At 65.6% G+C, this 22,887-nt stretch carries 20 protein-coding genes; 13 read left to right on the plus strand and 7 right to left on the minus strand.

The genetic code is table 11. The features are described from left to right. Positions 1 to 102: 102 nt before the first annotated feature. Positions 103 to 2,166, minus strand: a complete 2,064-nt coding sequence (locus tag AB688_RS07880; protein ID WP_063543268.1) for a PhoX family protein — start codon at positions 2,164 to 2,166, stop codon at positions 103 to 105. A gap of 226 nt (positions 2,167 to 2,392) precedes the next feature. On the opposite strand from AB688_RS07880, the gene AB688_RS07885 reads away from it, so the two are divergent. The 12 genes from AB688_RS07885 to AB688_RS07940 are packed head-to-tail and all read left to right on the plus strand — an operon-like array spanning position 2,393 to position 13,001. Continuing rightward, the gene (locus tag AB688_RS07885; protein ID WP_063543270.1) at positions 2,393 to 4,033 is read left to right on the plus strand and encodes a hypothetical protein; all 1,641 of its coding nucleotides are present in this window, start codon (positions 2,393 to 2,395) and stop codon (positions 4,031 to 4,033) included. Beyond that, positions 4,030 to 4,455 (plus strand): hypothetical protein, encoded by a 426-nt coding sequence (locus AB688_RS07890; protein WP_063543272.1) that lies wholly within the window; start codon positions 4,030 to 4,032, stop codon positions 4,453 to 4,455. Before AB688_RS07885 ends, AB688_RS07890 begins: the two co-directional genes overlap by 4 nt. A 3-nt stretch (positions 4,456 to 4,458) precedes the next feature. Continuing rightward, a complete protein-coding gene (gene gspD, locus AB688_RS07895) occupies positions 4,459 to 6,414 on the plus strand; it encodes a type II secretion system secretin GspD (protein ID WP_063543274.1) in 1,956 nt (651 codons plus the stop codon). Next, positions 6,414 to 7,862: a GspE/PulE family protein gene (locus AB688_RS07900; protein WP_063543276.1), complete on the plus strand. Its 1,449-nt coding sequence runs from the start codon at positions 6,414 to 6,416 to the stop codon at positions 7,860 to 7,862. Before gspD ends, AB688_RS07900 begins: the two co-directional genes overlap by 1 nt. A gap of 2 nt (positions 7,863 to 7,864) precedes the next feature. After that, complete coding sequence (gene gspF / locus AB688_RS07905) at positions 7,865 to 9,067, plus strand: type II secretion system inner membrane protein GspF (protein WP_063543278.1); 1,203 nt, start codon at positions 7,865 to 7,867, stop codon at positions 9,065 to 9,067. A gap of 14 nt (positions 9,068 to 9,081) precedes the next feature. Next, the gene (gene gspG, locus AB688_RS07910) at positions 9,082 to 9,516 is read left to right on the plus strand and encodes a type II secretion system major pseudopilin GspG (RefSeq protein WP_054894688.1); all 435 of its coding nucleotides are present in this window, start codon (positions 9,082 to 9,084) and stop codon (positions 9,514 to 9,516) included. 1 nt (position 9,517) lies between these two features. Then, a complete protein-coding gene (gspH, locus tag AB688_RS07915) occupies positions 9,518 to 9,955 on the plus strand; it encodes a type II secretion system minor pseudopilin GspH (protein WP_155738193.1) in 438 nt (145 codons plus the stop codon). Further along, positions 9,952 to 10,320 (plus strand): type II secretion system protein, encoded by a 369-nt coding sequence (locus AB688_RS07920; protein ID WP_054894686.1) that lies wholly within the window; start codon positions 9,952 to 9,954, stop codon positions 10,318 to 10,320. The genes gspH and AB688_RS07920 overlap by 4 nt, the downstream gene beginning before the upstream one ends. Continuing rightward, entirely contained in the window at positions 10,317 to 10,907 is a 591-nt protein-coding gene (locus tag AB688_RS07925; protein ID WP_063543282.1) for a type II secretion system protein, read from the plus strand. The genes AB688_RS07920 and AB688_RS07925 overlap by 4 nt, the downstream gene beginning before the upstream one ends. Then, positions 10,904 to 11,977, plus strand: a complete 1,074-nt coding sequence (locus AB688_RS07930; RefSeq protein ID WP_063543284.1) for a type II secretion system protein GspL — start codon at positions 10,904 to 10,906, stop codon at positions 11,975 to 11,977. The genes AB688_RS07925 and AB688_RS07930 overlap by 4 nt, the downstream gene beginning before the upstream one ends. Further along, on the plus strand, positions 11,974 to 12,360 hold the full coding sequence (gene gspM, locus AB688_RS07935; protein ID WP_063543286.1) for a type II secretion system protein GspM: 387 nt from the start codon (positions 11,974 to 11,976) through the stop codon (positions 12,358 to 12,360). Before AB688_RS07930 ends, gspM begins: the two co-directional genes overlap by 4 nt. Then, positions 12,357 to 13,001 carry a hypothetical protein gene (locus AB688_RS07940; RefSeq protein WP_063543288.1) on the plus strand — a complete coding sequence of 215 codons (645 nt, stop codon included), beginning with the start codon at positions 12,357 to 12,359 and terminating at the stop codon, positions 12,999 to 13,001. Before gspM ends, AB688_RS07940 begins: the two co-directional genes overlap by 4 nt. Before the next feature lie 542 nt (positions 13,002 to 13,543). Here the strand turns inward: AB688_RS07940 and AB688_RS07945 are convergent. The 6 genes from AB688_RS07945 to AB688_RS07970 form a co-directional block, all read right to left on the minus strand. Continuing rightward, positions 13,544 to 13,813: a DUF3077 domain-containing protein gene (locus AB688_RS07945; protein ID WP_054894681.1), complete on the minus strand. Its 270-nt coding sequence runs from the start codon at positions 13,811 to 13,813 to the stop codon at positions 13,544 to 13,546. 23 nt (positions 13,814 to 13,836) lie between these two features. Then, positions 13,837 to 14,079 carry a hypothetical protein gene (locus AB688_RS27135; RefSeq protein ID WP_054894680.1) on the minus strand — a complete coding sequence of 81 codons (243 nt, stop codon included), beginning with the start codon at positions 14,077 to 14,079 and terminating at the stop codon, positions 13,837 to 13,839. Positions 14,080 to 14,536: 457 nt separating this feature from the next. Then, positions 14,537 to 19,081, minus strand: coding sequence for a hemagglutinin repeat-containing protein (locus AB688_RS07955; protein ID WP_231100305.1), 4,545 nt, complete (start codon positions 19,079 to 19,081; stop codon positions 14,537 to 14,539). A 27-nt stretch (positions 19,082 to 19,108) separates the two neighbouring features. Then, the gene (locus tag AB688_RS07960) at positions 19,109 to 20,770 is read right to left on the minus strand and encodes a ShlB/FhaC/HecB family hemolysin secretion/activation protein (RefSeq protein ID WP_063543290.1); all 1,662 of its coding nucleotides are present in this window, start codon (positions 20,768 to 20,770) and stop codon (positions 19,109 to 19,111) included. A gap of 237 nt (positions 20,771 to 21,007) precedes the next feature. Continuing rightward, positions 21,008 to 21,580 carry a L,D-transpeptidase family protein gene (locus AB688_RS07965; protein ID WP_063543292.1) on the minus strand — a complete coding sequence of 191 codons (573 nt, stop codon included), beginning with the start codon at positions 21,578 to 21,580 and terminating at the stop codon, positions 21,008 to 21,010. A 19-nt stretch (positions 21,581 to 21,599) separates the two neighbouring features. Further along, positions 21,600 to 22,151, minus strand: a complete 552-nt coding sequence (locus tag AB688_RS07970; protein ID WP_063543294.1) for an NUDIX hydrolase — start codon at positions 22,149 to 22,151, stop codon at positions 21,600 to 21,602. A 125-nt stretch (positions 22,152 to 22,276) separates the two neighbouring features. Between AB688_RS07970 and AB688_RS07975 the strand changes: the two genes are divergently transcribed. Continuing rightward, positions 22,277 to 22,876 carry a CoA pyrophosphatase gene (locus tag AB688_RS07975; protein ID WP_054894676.1) on the plus strand — a complete coding sequence of 200 codons (600 nt, stop codon included), beginning with the start codon at positions 22,277 to 22,279 and terminating at the stop codon, positions 22,874 to 22,876. Positions 22,877 to 22,887: the final 11 nt, after the last annotated feature.

The following is a 22,887-nucleotide window of genomic DNA, read 5'->3' on the forward strand; positions in this document are numbered from 1 at the left end:
TTCAAGCTCCGCAGCCAGATGGGGCCGCAAGGCGGCCCCCGGCGATGGTGAGCTGGGCAGGCAATCCGCGGGCTTTGAGCACCGCGGACTACAGGCTCCGGATCAGGCCGTTCCGATCTCACCGCCATCATTGCGTTGAATCACCACGGTAGACGCCCGTGGTCGCACTCGGCTCCCCGCAGGCGTCACATCCGTCGCCTTGTCGGTAGAGGGCCAGTTGCCCGGGTGCTGGATGTTGATGAACAGCGTCTTGTTGTCCGGCGTGAAGCTGATCCCCGTCACCTCGCAGCCGTTAGGGCCGACGAAGAAGCGCCGCAGGTCCACCTGGTTCTGCGCGTTGACCGGAATCTGCTTGCCGGTGGCATCGACCAGGTCGGTCGGGATCACCGCCAGCAACTGGTCATTGGTGTAGCTGGTCAAGGTGGTCTCACCGTTGTCGGTCTCGAACCACAGCACTCCGCGGCTATCGAAGCTCATCCCGTCGGGGCTGGCGAACTGGTTCAGTTCGGTCAGGCCCGAGCGGTTGATATCCGGTGCACCGGCCGCGTTGGCGCCGAACACGAAGATATCCCAGGTGAAGCTCTTGTGATCGTCGCTGTCGTGCCAACGGATGATGTGGCCGTGACGGTTCGGGCCGCGCGGGTTGGCCGCATCCACCTTGGCGGCGGTACGCGCGCTGTTGTTGGTCAGCGTCAGGTAGACATCGCCGTTGAGCGGGTTGACGGCGGTCCACTCAGGGCGGTCCATCGGCGTGGCGCCGACCGCGTCAGCCGCACCGCGGGTGTTGAGGATGATGCCCGGCAGGTCGCCGTACAGTGCACCCAGCGTGCTGCCGGCGGTGGTGGGGGTGGCAACGTCCAGCAGCAGCCACACACCCTTGCCGTCGGCATTGAAGCGGGCCACGTAGAGCTTGCCCTTGTCCATGTATTTGGCACCGGTGGCCAGGCGGTCGGCCGGGGTGGCGTCGGCCGGATCCCAGACGGCGTCGGAGACGAACTTGTACAGGTACTCGTTGTTCGAGTCGTCGCCGGTGTACCACACCAGCGGCTTGCCAGCGACCGCCAGGCCCGGGCAGCAGCCCTCGTGGCGGAAGCGACCAAGGGCGGTGCGTTTCACCGCCAGGGTGGCGCTGTTGTACGGATCGATCTCGACGATGTAGCCGTAAGTGCTGGCTTCGTTGCGGTAGTCGTCGGTGGCGCTGGCGCCGGTCGGGGTCACGTTGAAGCGGGTGAACTCACCGTTGACCTCGCTGGCATCACCGGCAGCCGTCTCCCACTTGTATTGGCCGCTGCTGGCACTGACGCCGATGCGCACCTGGTCTGCCGGGCGCACGCCCTTGTTGACGAAGATGCCAGGCCAGTTTTCTTCGCACGTCAGGTACGTGCCCCACGGCGTGTAGCCGTTACCGCAGTTGTTGTTGGTACCGCGTGCCTGGGTGCCGGTCGGCGAGAACTTGGTCTTGACGTGATCGGTGCCGCGCAGGGGCCCGGCGATGTCCATCAGCGAAGCGGTGGTGAAGCGGCGGTTGAGCGGGTCGTTCTGCATCACCTGCCAGCGGCCGTTGACCTTGCTCAGGCGCACCACGCCGGCGCCGTGGGCGTTGATCTCCTTGCGCACTTCCTCGACCGGGCGCTTGCCAGTGCCATCGGTGGTCGGGCCGTTCGGGTGCAGCGCGTCGGCTTCGATGTATTCGAAGTTGATCGCCAGCAAACCATCGTCGGAGCTGCCGTTGATGGGGAAGAAGTGCATGCCGTCATGGTTCATGCCCATCGCGTTGGCCTGGTCGGTCGAGGTATTGCTGCCGTCGGACTTCCACGGATTGCCGTTGCTGTTCAGCGGCGTGCCCCACGGCGCGATCACGTAGGCGCTGTAACCGGCGGCAATGACGCAAGCGTCGGTGCGCGAACCGGCGATGGACTGGAAGCCCAGCTTGAGCTTGGCTGGCGGTTCGGTCACAGGCGGCTCGGTGACCGGATCATCGTGATGGGAGCTGCCGCCACCACCGTCGAAACAGGCGGTCAGGCCGGTGCCTGCGATCATCGCGATGGCCGCGCCGAGGCTGCCGCGCATCACGGTACGACGGCTCAGGTAGGTATCCATCACACTGGCCATCGGCAGGTTGCCGCTCTGGTTCCGGTCCAGGTTATCGCCGGTTTCTCGACTCATCAGGGTGTCCTTGTAATGGCTGAGTAAGAGGAACCGCGACTTTAGGGGGCAAGTGTGATGATTGATTGGCAAAAATATTAACGGGGTTTTAAAACCTAGCGCTATTAGTAACAAGATTTGTCAGAGCTTTACCGCATCGGCTGTCGGATTTCTGCCATCAAACTGTCACGCAGCCACCCCAATATCCGGGGCCGAACGTGAACTCAGGTTAGGGATGGCGGGGTCGATGGCGAGCAGTGTGCGCAGACGCGAAGTGATTGGCTGGATGGGCGTCGGGGCCTTGGCGCCTTTGTTGGGCGCCTGCTCCGCGATCCCCGGTCAGCGCGGCGGCGATGCCTCGCTCGAACTGCTCTATGTCGCCGACACCCTCGATGCCCGCGAGCCTGGCCTGCCAGTGGTGCCTGCCACGCGCCTGGGGCCGGTCAGCCATCTGGGGCGTGCTCCATGGATGACCGGCAGCCATGCCAGTAGCGGCCATGCCGAGCTCGCGCCATTGCTCAATGCCGGCCAGGCCAGCCAGGCGCGCCTCGGCGGTTATGCCGTGTTGGCCGCACTGATGGAGCAGATGCGCAACGAGGCCGGCGCCGAGCGCTGCCTGACCCTGGAGAACGGCCAGAACTGGAATGGCAGCGGCCTGGCCTACCTGACCCAAGGCGATAGTGGCGTGCAAGGCAGCCGGATACTGGCCAGCGACGTGCGTGTGAGCAGCGATGAGCGCGTGCTGTGGCCGCAACGCTGCGCCGCCCTCTATCGCCAGTCCCCTGCAATCACCCTCGGCGCTGGTCTTGGCGCTGAACAGGCCAAGGGCCTGGGTGTCGAGCCCCTGCGCGTGTTCGAGCGCGGCGGCGTGCGCATTGCGGTGGTCGGTGTGACTGACCCTTACGCCCAGGATCAGAAAGCCTCGCTCAAGCAGTGGTACCAATCATTGCTGCCAAGTTTCCAACAAGCGCGGCGCGAGGCCGACCTGGTGGTCGCCCTGGCGGATGTTGGCACTGGCCCTGGCCTGTGGCTTGCCGAGCGGATCGACGACATCGATGTGCTGCTGTGTGCCCGTGGCCAGGATCTGTGGCCGTCTCCGGTACCTGTCACGCAAGCGTCGGGGCGCAAGGTGCCGGTGCTGTTCGCCGGGTGTCGCGCCAGTGGCGTCTATCGCCTGCGCTGTCAGCACACAGCAGGGCAGTGGCGATTCGAGGCGCGCTTCGTACCCGCTTTCGACGATCAGCTTTCGCCCACTGCCCAGGCGCGTGCCAGCCAGTTACGCAGCACGCTGCGCCAGCAACGCGCCGGTCATGCCGCCTGGCTCGACCAGCCGCTGGCCCGTGCGCCGCAGCCCTTGTGGCGTCGTGACACCCGTGGCGGCAGCTGGGACCGTCTCCTGCACCAGGCCCTGGCCGACGACTCGAGCATGCCGGTGCTATTGCCGGGCCTGCGTTACGACCATCCGCTGCCAGCAGGCCAGGCGATCACCCGCGAGCACCTGATCAGCCTCACCGGCGGCTACCCGGCGCCGGTGGTCGAGGCGCCTGCGCGCCAGGTGGAACAGGTGCTGGAGAATGCCGCCGAGCAGTTGTTCGGCGATCCGCTGCTGCTCGACAACAGCCAGGACCTGCCGCGCTGGCAAGGCCACGCCTGGCAGGTCAGCTACAGCCCGATGGGCAAGCGTGTCGCCGGGTTGCCCACGGTGCAGGGCCTGTGCCGCACCTTCGGCCTGCACTTCGATGCCCAGGCCGGCGAGCCGCTGTGGCAGAAGGTCGAGGCCTGGCTGGCGCGCCAGGAGCCGAACTGGCAACTGGCGTCGCTGCAACTGCCCCAGGTGCGCTATGTGCAGGGGCATCCGGGGTGGCATCCGCGCCAGGTGGCCTCGTGATCGGGCTGGCGCGCCTGCCCAACGTGCTGCTGCTGACCCTGGCCGGCTGGCTCGTTGCCCAGTGCATCCTGCAACTGAGTCGCCAGCCGCAACCGCTCAGTGTCCCGCGCGAACAGACACCCACCTTGCCAGGCCTGATGGTCGGTCACTGGCAGGCGCCACCCGAAGAGGGCGGCATTCCCCTGACGCGCCTGCCCCTGCAATACCTCGGCGGGCTCAAGGCCGAGCCGCTGTCCGCCACCGTGGTGGTGCTGCGCTTCGGCCAGCAGGTTCGCACCCTGGGCCGCGGCCAGCGCCTGGCGCCAGGGATCGTGCTGCAGGACATCGACGCCGATGGCCTGATTTTCGACAACCAGGGGCGGCGCGAGCGCCTGCCCTGGCCGCCACGGCCCGCCGTGACCGGCTTCAAGCGGCAAGGATGAGCAATGATCGCAAGATACGCTGTGGCCTGCGTGCTGAGCCTCGGCCTGTGCTTTGCGCAGGCGTGGGCCGAAGACCCTGAAGTCGACGAAGAGGGCGTGCCCCAATACGAGGTGAACTTCGTCGACACCGACATGGGCGAGTTCATCGACAGCGTCTCGCGCATCACCGGCACCACGTTCATCGTCGATCCGCGGGTCACCGGCAAGGTCACGGTACGCACCGTCGATCGCCACGACGCCGAAGCCATCTACGACATCTTCCTCGCCCAGTTGCGTGCCCAGGGCTTTGCCGCCGTCGACCTGCCCAACGGCAGCGTGAAGATCGTCCCCGACCAGGCCGCGCGCCTGGAGCCGGTGCCGGTGGAGAACGCCGGCAAACAGAGCAAGGGCAGCGACGGCGTGGCGACCCGAGTATTCAATGTGCGCAACGCCGCCAGCGAACAGATGCTCGGCATCCTCAAGCCGCTGATCGACCCGCGCGTCGGGGTGATCACCCCATACCCTGCCGCCAACCTGCTGGTGGTCACCGACTGGCGCAGCAACCTGGAGCGCATCGACAAGCTGCTACGCCAGCTCGACCAGGTCAGCGACGAACCCTTGCAGGTGATGCCACTCAAGCATGCCAGCGCCGCCGACACCGCGCCCCTGGTCACCCGCCTGCTGGCCCGCGAGCAGGGCGCCGACAGTGCCCAGGTGGTGGCCGACCCGCGCAGCAATGCGCTGCTGGTGCGCGGCAGCGCCGACAGCCGCGAGCGCGTGCGTGCGCTGCTTGGTCAACTCGACCGGCCCAGCGACAACCTGCACAGCAGCAACACCCAGGTGATCTACCTGCGTCACGCCAATGCTGCGGAAGTGGTCAAGGTGCTGCGCGGTCTCGGCCAGGACGGCGGGGTGCCCGATGCGCCCGCAGGCGAAGGCAGGGAGGCGCCGGTACGCACGGCCAGCGATTCTGGCGTGCGCCTGGAGTATGAAGAAGGCGCCAACGCGGTGGTCATGGTTGGCCCTGACAGCGAGCTTGCGGCCTATCGCAACATCGTCGAGCAACTCGATATCCGCCGCGCCCAGGTGGTGGTCGAGGCGATCATCGCCGAGGTGTCCGACAGCAGCGCCCAGGAGCTCGGCGTGCAGTGGCTGTTCGCCGACGAGAAGTTCGGCGCCGGCATCGTCAACTTCGGCAGCAACGGGGTGAACATCGCCAACATTGCTGGCGCTGCTGCCAGCGGCGACAACAAGGAACTGGGCAAACTGCTCTCGGCAACCACGGGCGCCACCGCCGGCATCGGCCATTTCGGCGGCGGTTTCAACTTCGCCATGCTGATCAATGCGCTCAAGGGCAAGAGCGGGTTCAACCTGCTGTCGACCCCGACCCTGCTGACCCTGGACAACGCCGAGGCGTCGATCCTGGTCGGTCAGGAGGTGCCCTTCGTCACCGGCTCCGTGACCCAGAACAACGCCAACCCCTACCAGACCATCGAACGCAAGGAGGTGGGGGTGAAGCTGCGCATCAAGCCGCAGGTCAACAGCGACAACAGCGTACGCCTGGACATCGTCCAGGAAGTGTCCTCGATCGCCGACTCGCGCGCCGCCAGCGATGTGATCACCAACAAGCGCGAGATCAAGACCAAGGTCATGGTCGATGACAATGGCCTGGTGATTCTCGGTGGCCTGATCAGCGACGAATCCACGACCAGCAACCAGCGCGTGCCGTTGCTCGGTGACATCCCCGTGCTGGGTCGCTTGTTCCGCTCCGACAGCAACCGCAACGTGAAGCAGAACCTGATGGTGTTCATCCGCCCGCGGATCATGCGCGACGGGCCGAGCCTTGCCGGGCTGAGCCAGGAAAAGTACCGCAGCCTGCAGCAGGACACCGCCTTGCAGATGCCGGAACTCGCCGAAGGTGGCGCCTTGCTCAAGGCGTTTCCGGCCAGTCGCGCGCGGCTTGAAGGCGGTGACTGGTGATGCTCGGCTACCGCCTGGCGCGTCAGGCTGGCGTTGCCATGGCCCCGGACGATCAGGGCTGGCAGCTATGGTTGCGCGAGGATGCCGACAGCGACCAGGTGCAAGAGCTGCTGCGCGTGCATGGCCAGCCACTGCGCCTGGAGCGCCTCGATCGCGCCGCTTTCGACGAGCGCCTGGGTCAGCTCTACCAGGCTGCCGACTCGGCCACCGCCGCATTGATCGAAGGCATCGGCGAGCAGGTTGACCTCGACAGCCTGATGAGCGAAATGCCACGCATCGAAGATCTGCTCGAAAGCGACGACGAAGCGCCGGTGATCCGCCTGATCAACGGCCTGTTCGGCCAGGCCCTGCGCCTGCGTGCCTCGGACATCCACATCGAAACCTTCGAGCAGAGCCTGGTGGTGCGCCTGCGCGTCGATGGGCACCTGCGCGAAGTGCTGCGCCCGCCGCGTGCGCTGTCGGCCATGCTGGTGTCGCGGATCAAGGTCATGGCGCGCCTGGACATCGCCGAGAAGCGCCAGCCCCAGGACGGACGCATCACCCTGCGCGCCGCCGGGCGCGAGGTGGACGTGCGGGTCTCGACGCTGCCCGGCATCCACGGCGAGCGCGTGGTGATGCGCGTGCTCGACAAGCAGGCCAGCCTGCTGGCACTGGACAACCTCGGCATGCCCGCCGCGGCCTTGCAGGGCCTGCGCGCGTGCCTGGCGCGGCCCAATGGCATCGTGCTCTCCACCGGCCCCACCGGCTCCGGCAAGACCACCACGCTGTATGCCAGCCTCAACAGCCTCAACGACGGCAGCCGCAATATCCTCACCGTCGAAGACCCGGTGGAATACGCCATTGCCGGTATCGGCCAGACCGCGATCAACCCGCGTGCCGGGCTGACCTTCGCCACCGGCCTGCGCGCGATCCTGCGCCAGGACCCTGACGTGATCATGCTCGGTGAAATCCGCGACCAGGAGACTGCGCAGATCGCCGTGCAGGCCAGCTTGACCGGTCACCTGGTGCTCTCGACCTTGCACACCAACAGCGCTGTCGGCGCAGTGACGCGCCTGCGTGACATGGGCATAGAACCCTTCCTGATCGCCTCCAGCCTGCGCGGGGTGCTGGCCCAGCGCCTGGTCCGACGCCTGTGCAGTTGTGCCGAGCCGCGCCCGTTGCTCGCCGCCGAGCGGCGTCTGTGGCCGGAACTGGCGGCGTTGCAGGCCACCCACCACCCCGTGGGCTGCGACAGTTGCCAGGGCAGCGGTTATGTCGGGCGCTTGGGGCTGTATGAATTCATCGAGCTGGATGCAGGGTTGGTCGGCCTGCTTTATGAGGGCGCCAGCGAAGTGACGATGCAGGCGCACCTGGCCACGCGTCGGCAGAGCCTGGTGGCCATGGCCAGCGACTGCCTGGCCCGTGGCGAGACCAGCCTGGCCGAAGTGCTGCGTGTGGTGCAGGGCTGAGCATGCCGACCTATCGCTACCAGGCCCTGGACCTGGCAGGTAAACCGCACAAGGCCAGCGTGCAGGCCGACAGCGAGCGCCATGCCCGCCAGTTGTTGCGTGAGCAGGGGTTGTTCGCGCGCAAGCTGCAACGCCACGAAGGCAGCCTGCGGCAACCGCGCCGTCAGCGCCTGAGCCGTGCCCAGCTGTGCGAGCTGACCCGCCAATTGGCCACGCTGACCGGCGCTGGCATCCCCTTGGTCGATGCCCTGGCCACGCTCGAACGGCAACTGCGCGCGCCCGCCTTGCAGGCCGTGCTGGTGTCGGTGCGCGGCGCGCTTGCCGAAGGCCTGGGGCTGGCCCGCAGCCTTGCCCGGCAAGGCGCGCCGTTCACCGGGCTGTACTGCGCGCTGGTCGAAGCGGGCGAGCGCTCCGGGCGGCTGGCGCAGGTGTTGACGCGCCTGGCGGATCACCTGGAGCAGGTCCAGCGCCAACAGCACAAGGCGCGCACTGCGCTGATCTATCCCTGCGTGCTGATGGGCGTGTCGCTGGCGGTGGTGGTGGGTCTGATGACGTTCGTGGTGCCCAAGCTGACCGAGCAGTTCGCCCATTCCGGGCAGGCGCTGCCGCTGATCACCTCGCTGCTGATCGCCATCAGCCAGGGCCTGGCCAGTGCCGGCCCCTGGCTGCTGGGTGCAGCGCTCCCGCTGACGCTGTTGAGCGGCTGGCTGTTGCGCAAGCCGCACTGGCGCCTGCGCCGCGACGACCTGCTGCTGCGCCTGCCGCGTATCGGCAGCCTGCTGCAAGTGCTGGAGAGCGCACGGCTGGCGCGCAGCCTGGCGATTCTCTGCGGCAGTGGCGTGGCCCTGCTCGAAGCCCTGCAGGTGGCCAGCGAAACGGTTGCCAACCAGCGTATCCGCCTGGCCCTGGAGCAGGTGCGCCTGCAGGTCCAGGGCGGCACCAGCCTGCATCGGGCGCTGGATGCCAGCGGCCAGTTTCCACCGCTGCTGGTGAACATGGTCGGCAGCGGCGAGGCCAGCGGCACCCTGGCCGACATGCTCGAGCGCGTGGCCGACGACCAGGAGCGCGGCTTCGCCCGCCAGGTCGACACTGCCATGGCGCTCTTCGAACCTCTGATGATCCTGGTGATGGGCGGCGTGGTGCTGTTCATCGTGCTGGCGGTGCTGTTGCCGATCATGCAGCTCAACCAGGGTCTGCAACTGTGAAAAGGAGTCTTTGCATGCAGTATCGCGCCAAGCGTCAGCGCGGCTTCACCCTCATGGAGATCATGGTGGTGATCTTCATCATCGGCCTGCTCATCGCGGTGGTCGCGCCCAGCGTGCTGGGCAACCAGGACAAGGCCATGCGCCAGAAGGTGATGGCTGACCTGGCCACCCTCGAGCAGGCACTGGATATGTACCGCCTCGACAACCTGCGCTTTCCCAGCAGCGAGCAAGGCCTCGCTGCATTGGTGAAGAAACCGGCCCAGGAGCCGCTGCCGCGTGCCTGGCGCAGCGATGGCTACATCCGTCGCCTGCCGGAAGACCCGTGGGGCACACCGTACCAGTACCGCATGCCGGGCGAGCATGGTCGTGTCGATGTCTATTCGCTCGGCGCCGATGGCGTGGCCGGTGGCGAAGGGCTGGATGCCGACCTGGGCAACTGGGAGCTCTGACTTGCCCTCCCAGCGCGGCTTCAGCCTGCTCGAACTGCTGGTGGTGCTGGCCATCGCCGGGCTGATGACCGGCTTGAGCGTGGCCTGGCTCGACAACGGTCGTACGCGGGTCGACCAGGCCATGCAGCGGCTGCTTGCCGCGACCCGCGAGCAGTCTGCCGTGGCGCGCCACACCGGCCAGTTGCGTGGCCTGCGCTGGAACGGCAAGCGTCCTGAGTTCGTTCGCCATGACGGCACCGGCTGGGTGGTGGAACCGGTCACGCTGGGTGACTGGCCGCAGGACCTGCGCCCAGACTGGCCAGGCGCAGCAGCGCCGCAACTGGTGTTCACCCCCGAAGGCTGGGCAAGGCCCGGCAAGGTGAACTGGCGGAGTGCCGAAGGTGGCCAGCGCTGGAGCTGGGGCCGCGAAGGGCGGCTGCAAGTCGCGGTGCTGCCATGAAGCGTCGCCAGCGTGGGTTCACCTTGCTCGAAGTCAGTGTGGCGCTTGGTATCGCCGCGGTGCTGGCGGTGATCACCAGCCAGGTACTGCGCCAGCGCCTGGCGGTGCAGGACGGCGTGCAGCAGCACCGCCTCGGCGCCTTGTGCGCCCGTGAGCTGCAGGCACGGTTTGCCGTCGAGCAGTACTGGCCGGGCAGCAATCGCACTGCCGGGGAGCTGCAGCAGGGTGGGCAGGTGTGTCATTGGGACTTGCAACTGCGCAACACCGGCGTGCGCGATCTGCGCCGTGGCGAGCTGCGCCTGTTCGCCGACCGCGATCAGCGCGTGCCGCTGGGCTTGTACACCCTGTTTCTGGAGCGCCCATGAAGCGTCGCCAGGCGGGGCTGACCCTGATCGAGTTGATGGTCGCGCTGGCGCTCACCGCCGTGCTGGGCATCCTGCTGGCGGCCTTGGTGCATGGCTGGCTCACGGTGCGCGAGCGTCTCGCCGACCAGCAGAACGAGCCCGGCGTGCTGGAGTTGTGCCTCGCGCTGGAGCGCCGGTTCGACAGCCCGGTGCTGCGCCAGGTGTACGAGCAGCGCCTGCCGCTGGCCACGCGCTGGCTCGATTGGCAGGCGCAAAACCAGCAGTTGCTGTGGGTCGCTGCTGCGGCCTGGCCCCAGGCCGAAGGGGGGGCGCGCTTGCAGCGTCAGCGCCTGCGTTTCGAGCCCAGGGAGCAGCGCGTGCTGCTGGAAACCTCCGCCGATCTCTACGCCGCCGACAAGCCGCGCTGGGTGGTCCGCGAGCGCCTGGAGCGGGTCAGCGAGATGAGCATCCTGTATTTCCAGGGCGGCAGTTGGCTGGCCTGGCCATCCGATCAACCGGCGCACCCTGGTCGTGGCGTGCGCCTGCATCTGCAGCGTGACGGAGCACCTTATGTCTGCACATTCGTCCTGCCCTGGGGGCGCTCATGAAGTTTGAATGGCGGCGGCGCTCGCCAGCGCGGCCCTGGTTGCTGTTGCGTCCGAGGGCTGACGGCGGTTGGCACTGGTGCCTGCTGGACAGCGGCGTGCTGCGTGACGAAGGGCAGGGCCGCCCGCCGCAGAACCTGAGCGCCAGGGTTGCCGTGGTGATGCCGGGCGAGGCGTGCAGCCTTTTCCAGTTGCCTGCCCCGCCCGGGCTCAAGCGGGAGGAATGGCCGCTGCTACTGGAAGATCGTCTGCTGCAAGGCAGCGATGAAGTTCACTGCGCATGCATCGGCCGTGCGGCGGGGCAACTGCGACTGGTGGTGGTGGCGCGCGAGCGGCTCGACGGCTGGTTGGCCCAATGTGCGGAGTGGGGGCTGGAGGTTGAGCGTTGCTGGTCGCAGTTCCAGCTCTTGCCGGTGCTCGACCGCGGTTGTGGATGGCAATGGCGGCAGGAGCAGTCGAGCCTGTATGCGCGGATCGACGAGGATGGCGCAGAACACTGGCTGGCCTGGCCACAGGGGTTGGGCTCTGCACCTGCGCCGTGGGATACCCAGGTGCTTGAGCAGGTCGATGGACGCTGGCCTCAGCGGATTGCCGATCTCGATACCTTGCCGACGCTACGGGAAACGCGTCGCCCGCGCCGATCATTGAATGTCACGCGCCAGCAAAAGCGCTTGATCGCCGCTTGCCTGGTGCTTGCCGCCGTCTGGGGCGGTCTGTGGAGCAGCCAGCAATGGCGTCAGGCCCAGCTGTATCGCGAGCAGGTGATGGCGGTCAGCGGCCCGCAGGCTACGCCGCGCCAGGCCGCGCAGGCGCTCAAACGGCTGCGTGACGCCGACGGCGAGCGGGCTTTGCGTCTGCGTCGGCTCGAGGGCTTGCAGGAGCAGTTGCAGGCCTGGTTGCACGCGCATCCGCAGTGGCGCTTGCGCGCTGTGCGCTTCGATGGGCAGCGCTGGCATCTGCAACTGGACGGCCAAGGCACGTTGGCGCCGTGGCATGAAATGGCCGCTGCAGTCGGCGCTGCGGTGCAGGTGCAGGCTCAGGGCGCGGTGTTCGATCTGGGGAGCAGTTCATGATCCGCGCATTTTCGCAGCGCCAGCGCATGCGCGTGGCCTGGGGGCTGATCGCGCTGTTGCTGATCGTCATCCTGGTGCGTGAGGTGGGTGCACGCTGGGCCGAGATGAGCCAATGGCGCGGGCTGGCCGAAGTGGCGGCCGGCCTTGAAGGCGGGCCTGCGTTGAGCCTGGAGCACCTGCGCCAGTCCGCTCAGGCCCGGCATATCGAGCTGACGGAGATCGAGCCGCAGGATGAGCGCTGGCAGGTACGCGGCTCGGTCACGGACGAGCATGCGCTGCTGGCGTGGTTGCAGGCTTTGCAGGGCGAGGGCGCGCAGCCGCTGCAGTGGGGCATGGAGCAGCAGGGCAAGCGCCTGCGCTTCGACCTGCAGGTTCGGCCATGAGTGTGCGCGTGCTGTTGTGGCCGATGCTGGTGTGTGTGGTTACGCTGCTGGTCGAGTTGCCGGCGACTTGGCTGGTGCCAGGCCGGGCGGTCAGCGGCAGCCTCTGGCAGGGGCAGGCCGAACAGGTGGGTGATGTCGGGCCGCTGAACTGGCAGTGGCAACCCTGGCGCCTACAGGCGCAAATCCGCTTGGGTTATCAGGGGCAGGATTGGTTGGCGCGGCTGAGTGGTTGGCCTTGGCGCTGGCGCGCGGATGTCGAGGCGCTCGAAGCGGCGCCGAGTGTACCGCTGGCTTATCGCCTGGCGGGGCACTGGCAGGGGCGTGTCGCGCTGCAGGGTGTGTGGCAGCGGTGCGTCGGTGCCGAGGGGCGTTTGCAGGTGAACGACCTGGCGCTGGTCTCGCCGTGGTCGTTGGATCTGGGACAGGGCTGGCTCGAAATGCGTTGTGCCAGTGACTGGCGTTTGCAGGGCACGTTGCGCCTGCAAGGCCAACACCAACTCGACCTTGACGCCGACTTGCTGGCCCGACGCGCCCGGGTCGGACTCGAAGTCCAGCCTGATGCTGCGCTGACGCCCCTGTTGCGCGGCGCCCAGTGGCTGGGGCCGGAGGCAGCCAAGGGCGAGCGGCAGCTCAGGTGGTAGTTGCAGAGCTTGAGATCCCAGCTTGCCTGTTGCTTGCCGGAGCAACGCCCTTATCCAAAAATCTGAAAGCCAGCCCAATCCCTGTGGAGCAACTGTCTTGATCAAAATCTAAAGACCAGCTCAATCCCTGTGGAGCAACTGTCTTGATCAAAATCTAAAGACCAGCTCAATCCCTGTGGAGCAACTGTCTTGATCAAAATCTAAAGACCAGCTCAATCCCTGTGGGAGCAACTGTCTTGATCAAAATCTAAAGACCAGCTCAATCCCTGTGGGAGTAACTGTCTTGATCAAAATCTAAAGACCAGTTCAATCCCTGTGGAGCACCTGTCTTGATCAAAATCTAAAGACCAGTTCAACCCCTGTGGGAGTAACTGTCTTGATCAAAATCTAAAGGCCTGCCCAATCCCTGTGGGAGCGGGCTTGTCCCGCGATCACCGGCATAGCCGGTGCCATCCGCCGCGGTGTTGCCATCGCGGGACCAGTCGCAGCGGCGAACCGCCGCTCCCAAAAGCAACTCAACGCCAGATCCGATAAACCCGCTTTTACCGGCGCATCCCCAGCTCCGCATCGTCCATCAATGCCTTGGCCAATGCGCTCAGGTAATACGAAGCCCAGACCAGTTGCGGGTTCTCATCCATCACCCCGCTCAAGGTCATGTCGCGCACATACCCCATCAACTCCGAAGCCTGCTCACGCGCACGCTCGCACGGGATGCCCGGCTCGATGCAGAACAGCGGCTGGGTCAGCCCCTTGCCTTGGTAGAACCGTGTTTTGCCGACAGTGGTATTCGGTGTGGTGTCGCTTGTATCCATCCTTTCATCTCCCTGAAAACCGCTTAGTGAGCCGTCTGCGGCTCTGCCGGCATCTGAACCTGTATCAACGCCGACTCCAGCAAAATCCTCAGCGCTTCCATTTCATGGATGGCAGCCATTATCAGGAGTGAGACGGGGGACTTGGGTTGGAGGAGGACTGCTTGATGGGCCACGGTTTGTGCGCAGAGTGCGTACTCGGTGGCTTGGATGATGGTGTCTTCGAGGGAGTGGTTGTTGTGGGGTGGGTCGGGGACGATCTTTAACATAGCTATTTACCTTCATGTGCGGCCACCGACCTGCTGTCAAACAGAAGGGTGGCAGCTGTACGTGGGTTGACAGACCGGCGGAAATAGCAAAGTTCCGGCGCACGCGAGCGTGCCCGCACGTACAGCCGCCATCAAGGGTTGGCCATACGCTATTTACCGTCACAGCCTGTCAAAGCTGTGTCGTTGATGTGCAACGACGCGCCGAGACTAGAGCGCTGCCCCAGGGGCCGCAACGGAAAAAAGGCGGTAGGAGTATCTTTGGGAAATGGACTACAGGAAAGGCGTATTTTCGGATTTTCGAACAATGCGCGCTTAGGAGACGCCAAAGATACCCGGCACTCATGCCTGCCCCCCTGTGGGAGCCTCGGTTCGCCGCTGCGACTTGTCCCGCGATCACCGGCATCGCCGGTGCCACTCAGTGGTACTGCCATCGCGAGACAAGCCCCACGCTCAACGATCAGCGCCCGCCCTTGCTCCCGACACTCGATACCCACTCTTCACTGCGGCTATGCCCACTGGTGCGCAGCAGCCCCAGGTCCAGCGCATTTTCGCCGTCCGCCGCGCCTTTGCTCTTGGACAGTTCGGCAATGGCCGTCCCTATGTCGACCGGTGAGTTGGAGAAGTCCACCGACACATTGCGTTGGTAGTCGCGGCCTGTGAGCGTTTCGCGGCTGACCGACTGGGCTTGCAGATCGACATCTCCAGCGCCGGACTGTATCCGTGCCCCGACCAGGCGTGCCTGGCCGCCGACGTTCAACTCGACGCCTTCACTGCCCTTGATCCTCGCCTGGTGGGCCACCGTGTCGCGTTGGGTGTGGGACACCTCGACCTTTACCGTCGGCGAGAGCTTTGGGTCCACCTTGGACAGCGTCGGGCCGACTTTCTCGGTGACCTTGCCCGCCGCAGGCCCGGAGAGGGCGCCGGCAGCATCCAGATAACCCTGGGGGTTCTTCTCGTGGCTCAGGCGGCCATCGGCCTTGACGGTGAGGGTGTCGACGCTGTCCTTGCGGCTGGCCAACAACAGGTCGCCACCGATATCGCCGCGAACCTTCTGTGCATCCAGGCTTGCACCCTCGATCCGGGTGTCGCCCTGGCTCGCCAGCTCGATGCGCTCGGCGCGCAGGGTGCTGGCATTCCAGGTCTGGTTGTCGCGCTTGTCGAGGTTGACCTGCACCCGGCCGTGCAGACCACGGATATCCTTGTCCGGCGTCTCGCCGCCGTTGAGCCTGAAGCCGGCACCGGCGGTGATGTCGAGATTGTCGCGTTTTTCAGTGTTGCCCGAAGCTTCGACCAGCATGCCGCCGTTGCCGGCGTGCAGCTTGATTTCGCTGGCCGAGGCGTGCAGACCCTGCACGTGCAGGGCGATATCTTCACGGGCGCGGCTGCTGATCAGCAGTTTGCCTTGAGTGTTGAAGTGGGCATCGACGGCCTGGCTTGCCTGCTCGTCGAGCTTGCCGTTGGCGAAGTGGCCGCCGAGGGCACCGCCTTTACCGGTGCCGAGCTTGGCAGCGATTTCCAGACCGCCACCCAGGTTGCGCCCCGTGGCCTGTTGGCTGTCGTGGCCCGCCTTGACCTGCAGCAGGCCGGCGCTGTCCAGTTCGATACTGGCTACAGGCGCTTCACGGCTGCCGATGCGGGTGCCTTCGAGGATGAGGTCGCCGCCGCTGGCGAGCACGACCTTGCCCTTGGCGTCGATCTGCGCCATTTGAGCCTTGCTTTGCTGTTTCTGGCGCTCGGCTTGGTCGAGATAGCCGCGGGTTTCGATGCCAGTGCTGCCGGGGCGGTTGCCGACCTTGGCCCAGGCGTTGCCGTCGGTCTGGCGTGTGTGCTCGTTGTGTTGGTCGTTGGCCTGAGTCAGCAGCAGCTTGCCGTTGCTGGTGATGCTGAGGTCGCCGTTGCCGGCGTTGAAGTGGCTGCCTTCATACAGGCCGTCGGCGCCCAACTGGACCTGGATGCCCGTTTGCCCATAAAGGCTGCCGACGCGCGCAGTGCGTACGTCTTGCATGCTGCTCGACGAGCCGCCCTTGCCGCTGGCCCGTACATTGAGGTCCTGGCCGGTACTGGTGTCGACCCTGGCATCGCCACCAAAGGCCAGTTGCTCGACGCCATGGGATTGCTCGTCGACTGCCGCACGCTGGTGATGCTGGTTAGCGCTGATCGCCAGCAGCCCTTGATTGGCACGCCAGGCGGTGCCCTGGTCGTCGATACGCTCGGCCTGGACCTTGACGCTGGCACCCGACAACTCGCTGACCTGGGCGATTCCGCGGCGCTGGTTCTCCAGGCGTTTGAGATGCTCCACGGTCATGTCACCGCCGACGCTGGGCGCGACCATCGCGTCCTCGGGCGATGCCTGCTGGAAGCGCGCAGCTTCCTCGCCAAGTACCAGGCGCTCGATCGGCCGGGTCAGGTCGCGGTATTCGAGGCTGGCACCAAGGGTGCCGCGCCAGTCGTCATTGCGCTGCTCGCGTTCGTACACGTCCTGTACCGCCCGGTTCTCGATATCCTTGGCCTTGACCACCAACGCCTTGCCTGCGTCGACGCGTGCGGCCTCGGTCACCAGCGTCCCTGTGTTGATCTTCACATCGCCTCCTGCCTGCAATTCGCTGCGTTGTATCTTGCTGTCGCGCTCACGCACGTTCTCCTTCTGATGATGCCCTTCGAAGTGGCTGCCGATCCGGTCGATGCCGCCGGTCACGGCCAGGCTGCCGCCGCTGTGGGTGGTCTGGGTGTCTGTCTGCTGGTCGTTGCGGGTGGCGCCAAGCGTTATCTGTTGCCCTTGCAGGTTGAGGTCGCCGGTATCGGCCTTGACCTTCGAGCCGTTGACCTGCAAGTGCGCGTCACTGTGCAGCTCGACCGTCGCGCCCTTGAGTTCGCTGGCGACCTGCTCGGTGGCGCGTTGCTCGCTGTGCCGGTTGACCACTGCGTAGCCGACCCCGGCTTCATACTGGCGTGAACCGGGCTTGTCGCCGTCGGCCTCGGTGGTCTGGCGGGCGTGGGCTGTGAGGGTGCGCTGCTGTTCGTCGGTCTTGCTGTCGCTGCGCGCTTGAGCGCTTTCGACGATCAGATCGCCCTTGGCCTCGATCTTGAGCTGCTTGCCAGCCTCGACTTTGGCACCCTCAATGCGCAGTTCCTCGGCACTGGCCAGGCGCAGGTCGCTTTTCGAGCTGACGTCGCTCGCCAGCACCTTTTCCTGCTGGCTGCTGTGGCTGCGGTCGTGGCCGATCAGGCCGAACAGCTTGCTGTCGCTCTGTTTTTCGGTGGTGCTGGAGCGGTTGTGGTCGGCTTCGATCGCCAGGTTGCCGTTGTTGCTGTAGAGCACCGATTCACCTTCGCTGGCGATGGTGCTGCCCTTGACCCTGACCTGCCCGGCGGTGACGTTCAGGTTGGCGCCCGAGGTGATGGTGCTCCCGGCGACCTGCCGCGCGGTGTCCTCCTTGCCCTGGCGGTCGCCGAAGAAGCTGCCGGACACCAGGTCGCCGCGGTAGTCGCGTTGCGTGCCGCGCTTGTCCAGGGCCGTGATGGTGATCTCGACCTGCTGAGCGGCCAGGGTCATATCGCCCTCGCTGTGCAGGTGGCTGCCTTGCACCTTGAGCGTGCCACCGGCCTTGGCGGTCAGCGTGGCGCCTCGCAGATCGCTGGCTTTGGCGGTTTCCTGATAGTGGTCACTGTCGCTGTCACCCCGCCAGAGATGCTTGCGATGGCGAACCTGCTCCTCGACACGTCCGCTCTCCTTGCCTGCTTCGATGTTCAGGTTGGCCGCGCTGTCCAGGGCGAGTGCGCCACCGGCTTGCAGGGTGGCCGCTTGCAGTTGCATGTCGCCGCCGGACTTGAGCGCCAGGCGGTCATCGGCTTTCAGTTGCGTGCCCTGCAGTGTGTGCTGGGTTGTGGTGGTGTTGCTTTCATAGGTTTCGGTGGTGACGAACAACCATTTTTTGTCCCAGGCCTTGCGCTCACGCTCGATGTTCTCCTGGGCTGCGGTGTCCAGCGTGAGTTTCTGCCCTGCATTGACGTCGATCGATTTGCCCTGGCCCGTGACGGCCTGCAGCCTCAGGTCGCCGCTGGCATTGAGGTTGAGGTTACCTTGGCTGCTGCGCAGTACGGCGCTATGCGTGCCGTCGTCACCGATATACAGGCTGCCGGCGGACTGGATGTCGATGCCGTCGCGACCGTGCATGGCAATCGCCCCGACCCGCACGCCAGCGCCCTCGGCAGTGCTGACCACGCGGATGCGGCCGGCGTGCATGGCGCCGAACAGGCTGGCGTCGATGCTTGCCGGGGTGCCTGGCAGGTGCTCGACGACCTGGCCATTGGTGGCGTCGATGCGGTTGCGCCCGGCAATCAATTGCAGGTCGTCGCGGGCGTTGAGCGTACCTTTGCTGTCGATGCGCGGGGCAATCAGTTCGAGCGCGCCGCCGTCGTTGCTCTGGCCCCCGCCGAGCACGTTCAGCGCGCCGCTGGCGCTCATCGAGTCAAGCAGGCGCACGCGACCGTCCTCGAGCTGGACATCACCGACCAGAAAACCTGCGCGGGTGGTGTTGATGAAGCTGCCGCCATTGAGGGTGATGCCGTTGCTGTTGGCGAGGATGTAGTCGGCGGGGCGGCCGAAGATTTCCTGGGGGCCTTCGATCAGCGAGGCGTTGCGGCTGACCACTTCGTTGAGGATGGTCGAGGCGGCCTGTCCCTGGAACTGGGGGTTGGCGGCCAGGGCGCCAGCCAGTTGCGACTGGCCCGATTGCAGGGCGTTGTTGAGCACCGCACCCGCCTGGCCGACGTTGTAGTCGAGGAACTGGTTGTGCGACAGGCCGCTGGCGTTGGGGGCGACGATGTCGATTACCGGTACGCCATGGGCGTTGTTGATCAGTGGTGTTCCCGCCGGGCCGGGAGTCGGTTGCAGCCCGCCTTGGGCGAGCAGGGTCGGGGAGGTGGCCATCAGCGTCAGGAAGATGCTCCAGCGCAAGGCATTGGGTGGGGTTGGGACATGCAGTTTTTTGGTGTCGTTCACGGGCTTATCTCTCTTGTTGTGGGTGAATCAGATACTCAGGTTCCATTCGAGCACCCAGACACCGGGCTCCAGGCTGCCGCGCGGCAGGTCGCTGGAGCTCAGCGCGCGCTGGTAGTCCAGGCGCAGGCGCTGGCTCGGGGTGCTCAGCATCACGCCCAGGGTGGCGCCGACCATCCGCTGCGGGCTGCTGCCGTGGTCGAAACGGGTCCAGCCCAGGTCCAGGCCGAGGTGCGGGCGGATTTCCAGGGGCAGGGCAACGGACAGGGGGCGGCTCAGCGTGTTGCGCCACACGGCGCCGCTCGCGCCGGAGACGCTGTGCTGGCGAAAGCCGCGCACGGCCAGGTCGTCGGAGAGGGCAAGCTGTTCGATGGCGGGCAGGCGGTTGGGGCTGTACTGCAGGTTCAGCTCGCTCTGCCAGCGCCACTTGCCCTGGTTCAGGTACAGAAGCGTGGCGCGGTACTTGCGAAACCCGGGCTCGGCGCTCTTGCGTCCAAGCGGCTCGCGGTCGGCACCCAGCCAGTCGACGCCCTGGGCGATGCCGAGGTACGCGTTCCACAGGCCGGCTTCGAGCCAGAACAGGTTGATGCCGGCTTCCAGGGTGGTCAGTACCGGGCTTTGCTGGGCGACCTTGAGCGGGCCGAACCAGGTGGCCACGCGCTTGTGATCCAGGCGCAGGCTGGCGTTGAGCATGCCTTGTTGATTGCGCCAGAGCATGCGCTCGACGCTCAGCCCTTGCAGGCTGCTGTTGCCGTGGCTGCCGAGCTGGCTGCCGGGCAGCGGCGCGCGGTATTGCAGTTGGCTGGCGTTGAGGGCGAAGGTCCAGGGACCATAGGGGAGGCTGTAGTAGAGGCTGGCGCCCTGGCTGCGACCTGGCGCGTCGAATACCGTCGATAGCAGCGAAACGCGCAGGTCGTCGTTGAGGCTCAAGGGGCTGTCCAGGCCCAGCGTGAGGCTCAGCCGGTGGCGGCCGGTGAGTGCACTGCCGCGATTGTCCAGACGGCTGTCCAGGTGCCAGCGCGAGCTGATGTGGCGTGGTTCGATCTGGATGTGGGTGCCGCCAGGCAGGTCGCCGGGTCGCACGTTGGCGCCGAGATCATAGGCTCTGAGGCGATTCAACTGGTCCAGCCCTTGTTCCAGGTCAGGCAGGTGCAAAGGCTGGCCGAGCATGCCAGGGAAGGCGCTGGCCAGTGACAGCGGCAGCGCGTTGTCGAGTGCGATGCTTTCGACGAATCCTTCGATAATCACGATATCGAGGGGCATGCCAGCACCTGGTTGGCGCGCCAGGTAAGGGCGGCTTGCGGGATATCCGGCTTGGACGTAGCGTTCAGTGATGGCCAGCAGCAGGCGGTTGATGTCCGCCGGCCCCATGCAACCGTGCAGCAGGGGCCGCAGGCTCTGTTCGAGGGCGGTGTTGGTGACGCGCCTGTTACCGCTCAGGCGCAGGCCGCTGACCGGCCAACATTGCTCTGCAGGCGCTGCCGATGGCGCCTGGTGCTCCAGCGTTTGCGGGGCAGAGCGGCGCTGCCATTGCTCCAGTCGCTGCTGTTGCTGCAGGTGCTGAAGCTCGCGTTGCTGGTCGCGCAGTTGCTCGCTGGCGGGATCGGCTGCAAGGGCAACCGAGCTGGTCAGCAGCGCGAGCAATGCATGGGTGATAGAGCGACAAATAGCCGGAAACGGGGTGTTCGCCATGGAAGAATTCCGCAGAGGTCGTACGGTTCGCGTACTCGTTTGCGTGGATTCTAAAAATTCGAACAGTCGTTTGGATGCGGTACGTTGCCTGCTTGGGTATCAGGCAAATAACGTTTTTGAGTCGGGATATTCTGAGGATTTGCTGTAGATGTAGGACGCCGCCCCGTCAGGCTACGCCGCCTTCCTCAGGTGGGCGCCCTGCAGCGCAGCAGTGGAAGGTGCAGGAAGCCCGCAGGCTCAGGGACGAATCTCGATCATGGTGCCGTCCTTGACCATGCTCCACACTTCACGCATGTCGTCGTTGCGCATGGCGATGCAGCCTTCGGTCCAGTCGAGGGTGTGGAAATACCACTCCGGGTATTCTTCGTCGATCGGTGTGCCGTGGATCATGATCATGCTGCCGGCATTGACCCCTTCGCGGCGCGCCTTGGCGGCGTCGCTGATGTTTGGGTAGGAGATGTGCATGGCCAGGTTGTAGCGGTCGCTTACCTTGCGCCAGTCGAGCCAGTAGAAGCCTTCAGGGGTGCGCTTGTCGCCTTCGCGCTCCTTGGCGCCCTTGGGTTGCTTGCCCAGGGAGATGCGGTAGGTCTTGAATGGCTCGCCGCGGCTGATCAGTTGCAGGCGCCGCTCTGACTTGAGCACCAGCACCTTGTCGATCTGCGGCTGGCTGCTGCTTTGCGCAGGCCTGGCCTGGGGCTGCGTGCCCTGCGACGTGGTCGCGGGCAGGGGCTTGCGAATGATGGTCTCGGTGAACGCCGCCTGGGACACCGATGCAACGCACAAGCAGAAGAGGGCAAGCAACCAGCGCATGAAACGTATCCTGAAGTAGCTAGGTGGACGACGAAACGTTCATCGGCGGCAGGTATTCATGGCCTATGGGGTACTGCTGCCCGATGCGGTCGCGATAATAGCATTCTAGTGTCCGCGTGACGGTGCGGAAAGCCAGTTCGTTCCAGGGTATTTCATGCTCCTCGAACAAGCGCACCTCCAGGCTCTCGACACCCACGTCGAAGTCCAGGTCGGCCAGTTCTGCGCGGAAGAACACATGCACCTGGTTGATGTGCGGCAGGTCGAACAACTGGTAGAGGGTGGTCGGGCCGACGCGTGCGCAGGCTTCCTCGACGGTCTCGCGGCGCGCCGCCTGGTCGAGGGTTTCGCCGTTTTCCATGAAACCAGCCGGCAGCGTCCAGAAGCCACGGCGCGGCTCGATGGCGCGACGGCACAGCAACACTTGGCTGCCCCAGACGGGCAAGACGCCTGCGACGATGTTGGGGTTCTGGTAGTGGATGGTCTGACAGGAGGGGCAGACGTACCGCAGGCGGCTGTCGCCCTCGGGAATCTGCTGAATGACCGGCTGGCCGCACGCGCTGCAGAATTTCATGCTTTTATTCCTGTGTGAGCCGCTATCTTGGCGCGGCCGGCGGGGTTGCTGCAAGCCGTCGGGGCTTGGGTGCCTCGCGGCTTTGGTGCATCATGCAAGGCAGGCCTTGGAATCGAGAGTGCGTAATGCTGGACGAGCTTCTTCGCCGAATGAGCAACCATACCCCCGCGTCACTGGAGGCGGATCGCCGTTTTCCCGAGGCGGCGGTGCTGCTGCCCATTACCCGTAGCGAAGAGCCCGAGCTGGTGCTCACCTTGCGTGCCAAGGGGCTTTCCACCCATGGTGGCGAAGTGGCCTTTCCGGGAGGGCGCCGCGATCCGGAAGACCCGGACCTGGTGTTCACCGCCCTGCGCGAAGCCGAGGAGGAAATCGGCCTGCCGCCGGGGTTGGTCGAGGTGATCGGCCCGCTGAGCCCGCTGATTTCGTTGCACGGACTGAAGGTTACGCCGTTCGTCGGGTTGATTCCGGATTACGTCGAGTACCAGCCCAACGATGCCGAAATCGCAGCGGTCTTCAACGTTCCGCTGTCGTTCTTTCGCCAGGACCCACGCGACCACACCCATCGCATCGACTACCAGGGGCGCAGCTGGTACGTGCCCAGCTACCGTTATGGCGACTACAAGATCTGGGGGCTGTCGGCGATCATGATCGTCGAGTTGGTCAACGTGCTGTTCGATGCCGGTATCAGCCTGCACCAGCCGCCAGAGCGCTTTATCCAGAACTGAGCGGGGCTCAC

Origin of the sequence: Pseudomonas putida (assembly GCF_001636055.1) — a bacterium.
Taxonomy (GTDB): domain Bacteria; phylum Pseudomonadota; class Gammaproteobacteria; order Pseudomonadales; family Pseudomonadaceae; genus Aquipseudomonas; species Aquipseudomonas machongensis.

What these genes read in the sequence shown, in the direction of transcription:
- AB688_RS07965 (WP_063543292.1), bottom strand. Translation starts at nt 21,580, where the DNA reads ATGCGCTGGTTGCTTGCCCTCTTCTGCTTGTGCGTTGCATCGGTGTCC.
- AB688_RS07960 (WP_063543290.1), bottom strand. Translation starts at nt 20,770, where the DNA reads ATGGCGAACACCCCGTTTCCGGCTATTTGTCGCTCTATCACCCATGCA.
- AB688_RS07945 (WP_054894681.1), bottom strand. Translation starts at nt 13,813, where the DNA reads ATGGATACAAGCGACACCACACCGAATACCACTGTCGGCAAAACACGG.
- AB688_RS07970 (WP_063543294.1), bottom strand. Translation starts at nt 22,151, where the DNA reads ATGAAATTCTGCAGCGCGTGCGGCCAGCCGGTCATTCAGCAGATTCCC.
- gspF (WP_063543278.1), top strand. Translation starts at nt 7,865, where the DNA reads ATGCCGACCTATCGCTACCAGGCCCTGGACCTGGCAGGTAAACCGCAC.
- AB688_RS27135 (WP_054894680.1), bottom strand. Translation starts at nt 14,079, where the DNA reads ATGTTAAAGATCGTCCCCGACCCACCCCACAACAACCACTCCCTCGAA.
- gspM (WP_063543286.1), top strand. Translation starts at nt 11,974, where the DNA reads ATGATCCGCGCATTTTCGCAGCGCCAGCGCATGCGCGTGGCCTGGGGG.
- AB688_RS07925 (WP_063543282.1), top strand. Translation starts at nt 10,317, where the DNA reads ATGAAGCGTCGCCAGGCGGGGCTGACCCTGATCGAGTTGATGGTCGCG.
- AB688_RS07920 (WP_054894686.1), top strand. Translation starts at nt 9,952, where the DNA reads ATGAAGCGTCGCCAGCGTGGGTTCACCTTGCTCGAAGTCAGTGTGGCG.
- AB688_RS07975 (WP_054894676.1), top strand. Translation starts at nt 22,277, where the DNA reads ATGCTGGACGAGCTTCTTCGCCGAATGAGCAACCATACCCCCGCGTCA.
- AB688_RS07930 (WP_063543284.1), top strand. Translation starts at nt 10,904, where the DNA reads ATGAAGTTTGAATGGCGGCGGCGCTCGCCAGCGCGGCCCTGGTTGCTG.
- gspD (WP_063543274.1), top strand. Translation starts at nt 4,459, where the DNA reads ATGATCGCAAGATACGCTGTGGCCTGCGTGCTGAGCCTCGGCCTGTGC.
- AB688_RS07885 (WP_063543270.1), top strand. Translation starts at nt 2,393, where the DNA reads ATGGCGAGCAGTGTGCGCAGACGCGAAGTGATTGGCTGGATGGGCGTC.
- AB688_RS07900 (WP_063543276.1), top strand. Translation starts at nt 6,414, where the DNA reads ATGCTCGGCTACCGCCTGGCGCGTCAGGCTGGCGTTGCCATGGCCCCG.
- gspG (WP_054894688.1), top strand. Translation starts at nt 9,082, where the DNA reads ATGCAGTATCGCGCCAAGCGTCAGCGCGGCTTCACCCTCATGGAGATC.
- AB688_RS07940 (WP_063543288.1), top strand. Translation starts at nt 12,357, where the DNA reads ATGAGTGTGCGCGTGCTGTTGTGGCCGATGCTGGTGTGTGTGGTTACG.
- AB688_RS07880 (WP_063543268.1), bottom strand. Translation starts at nt 2,166, where the DNA reads ATGAGTCGAGAAACCGGCGATAACCTGGACCGGAACCAGAGCGGCAAC.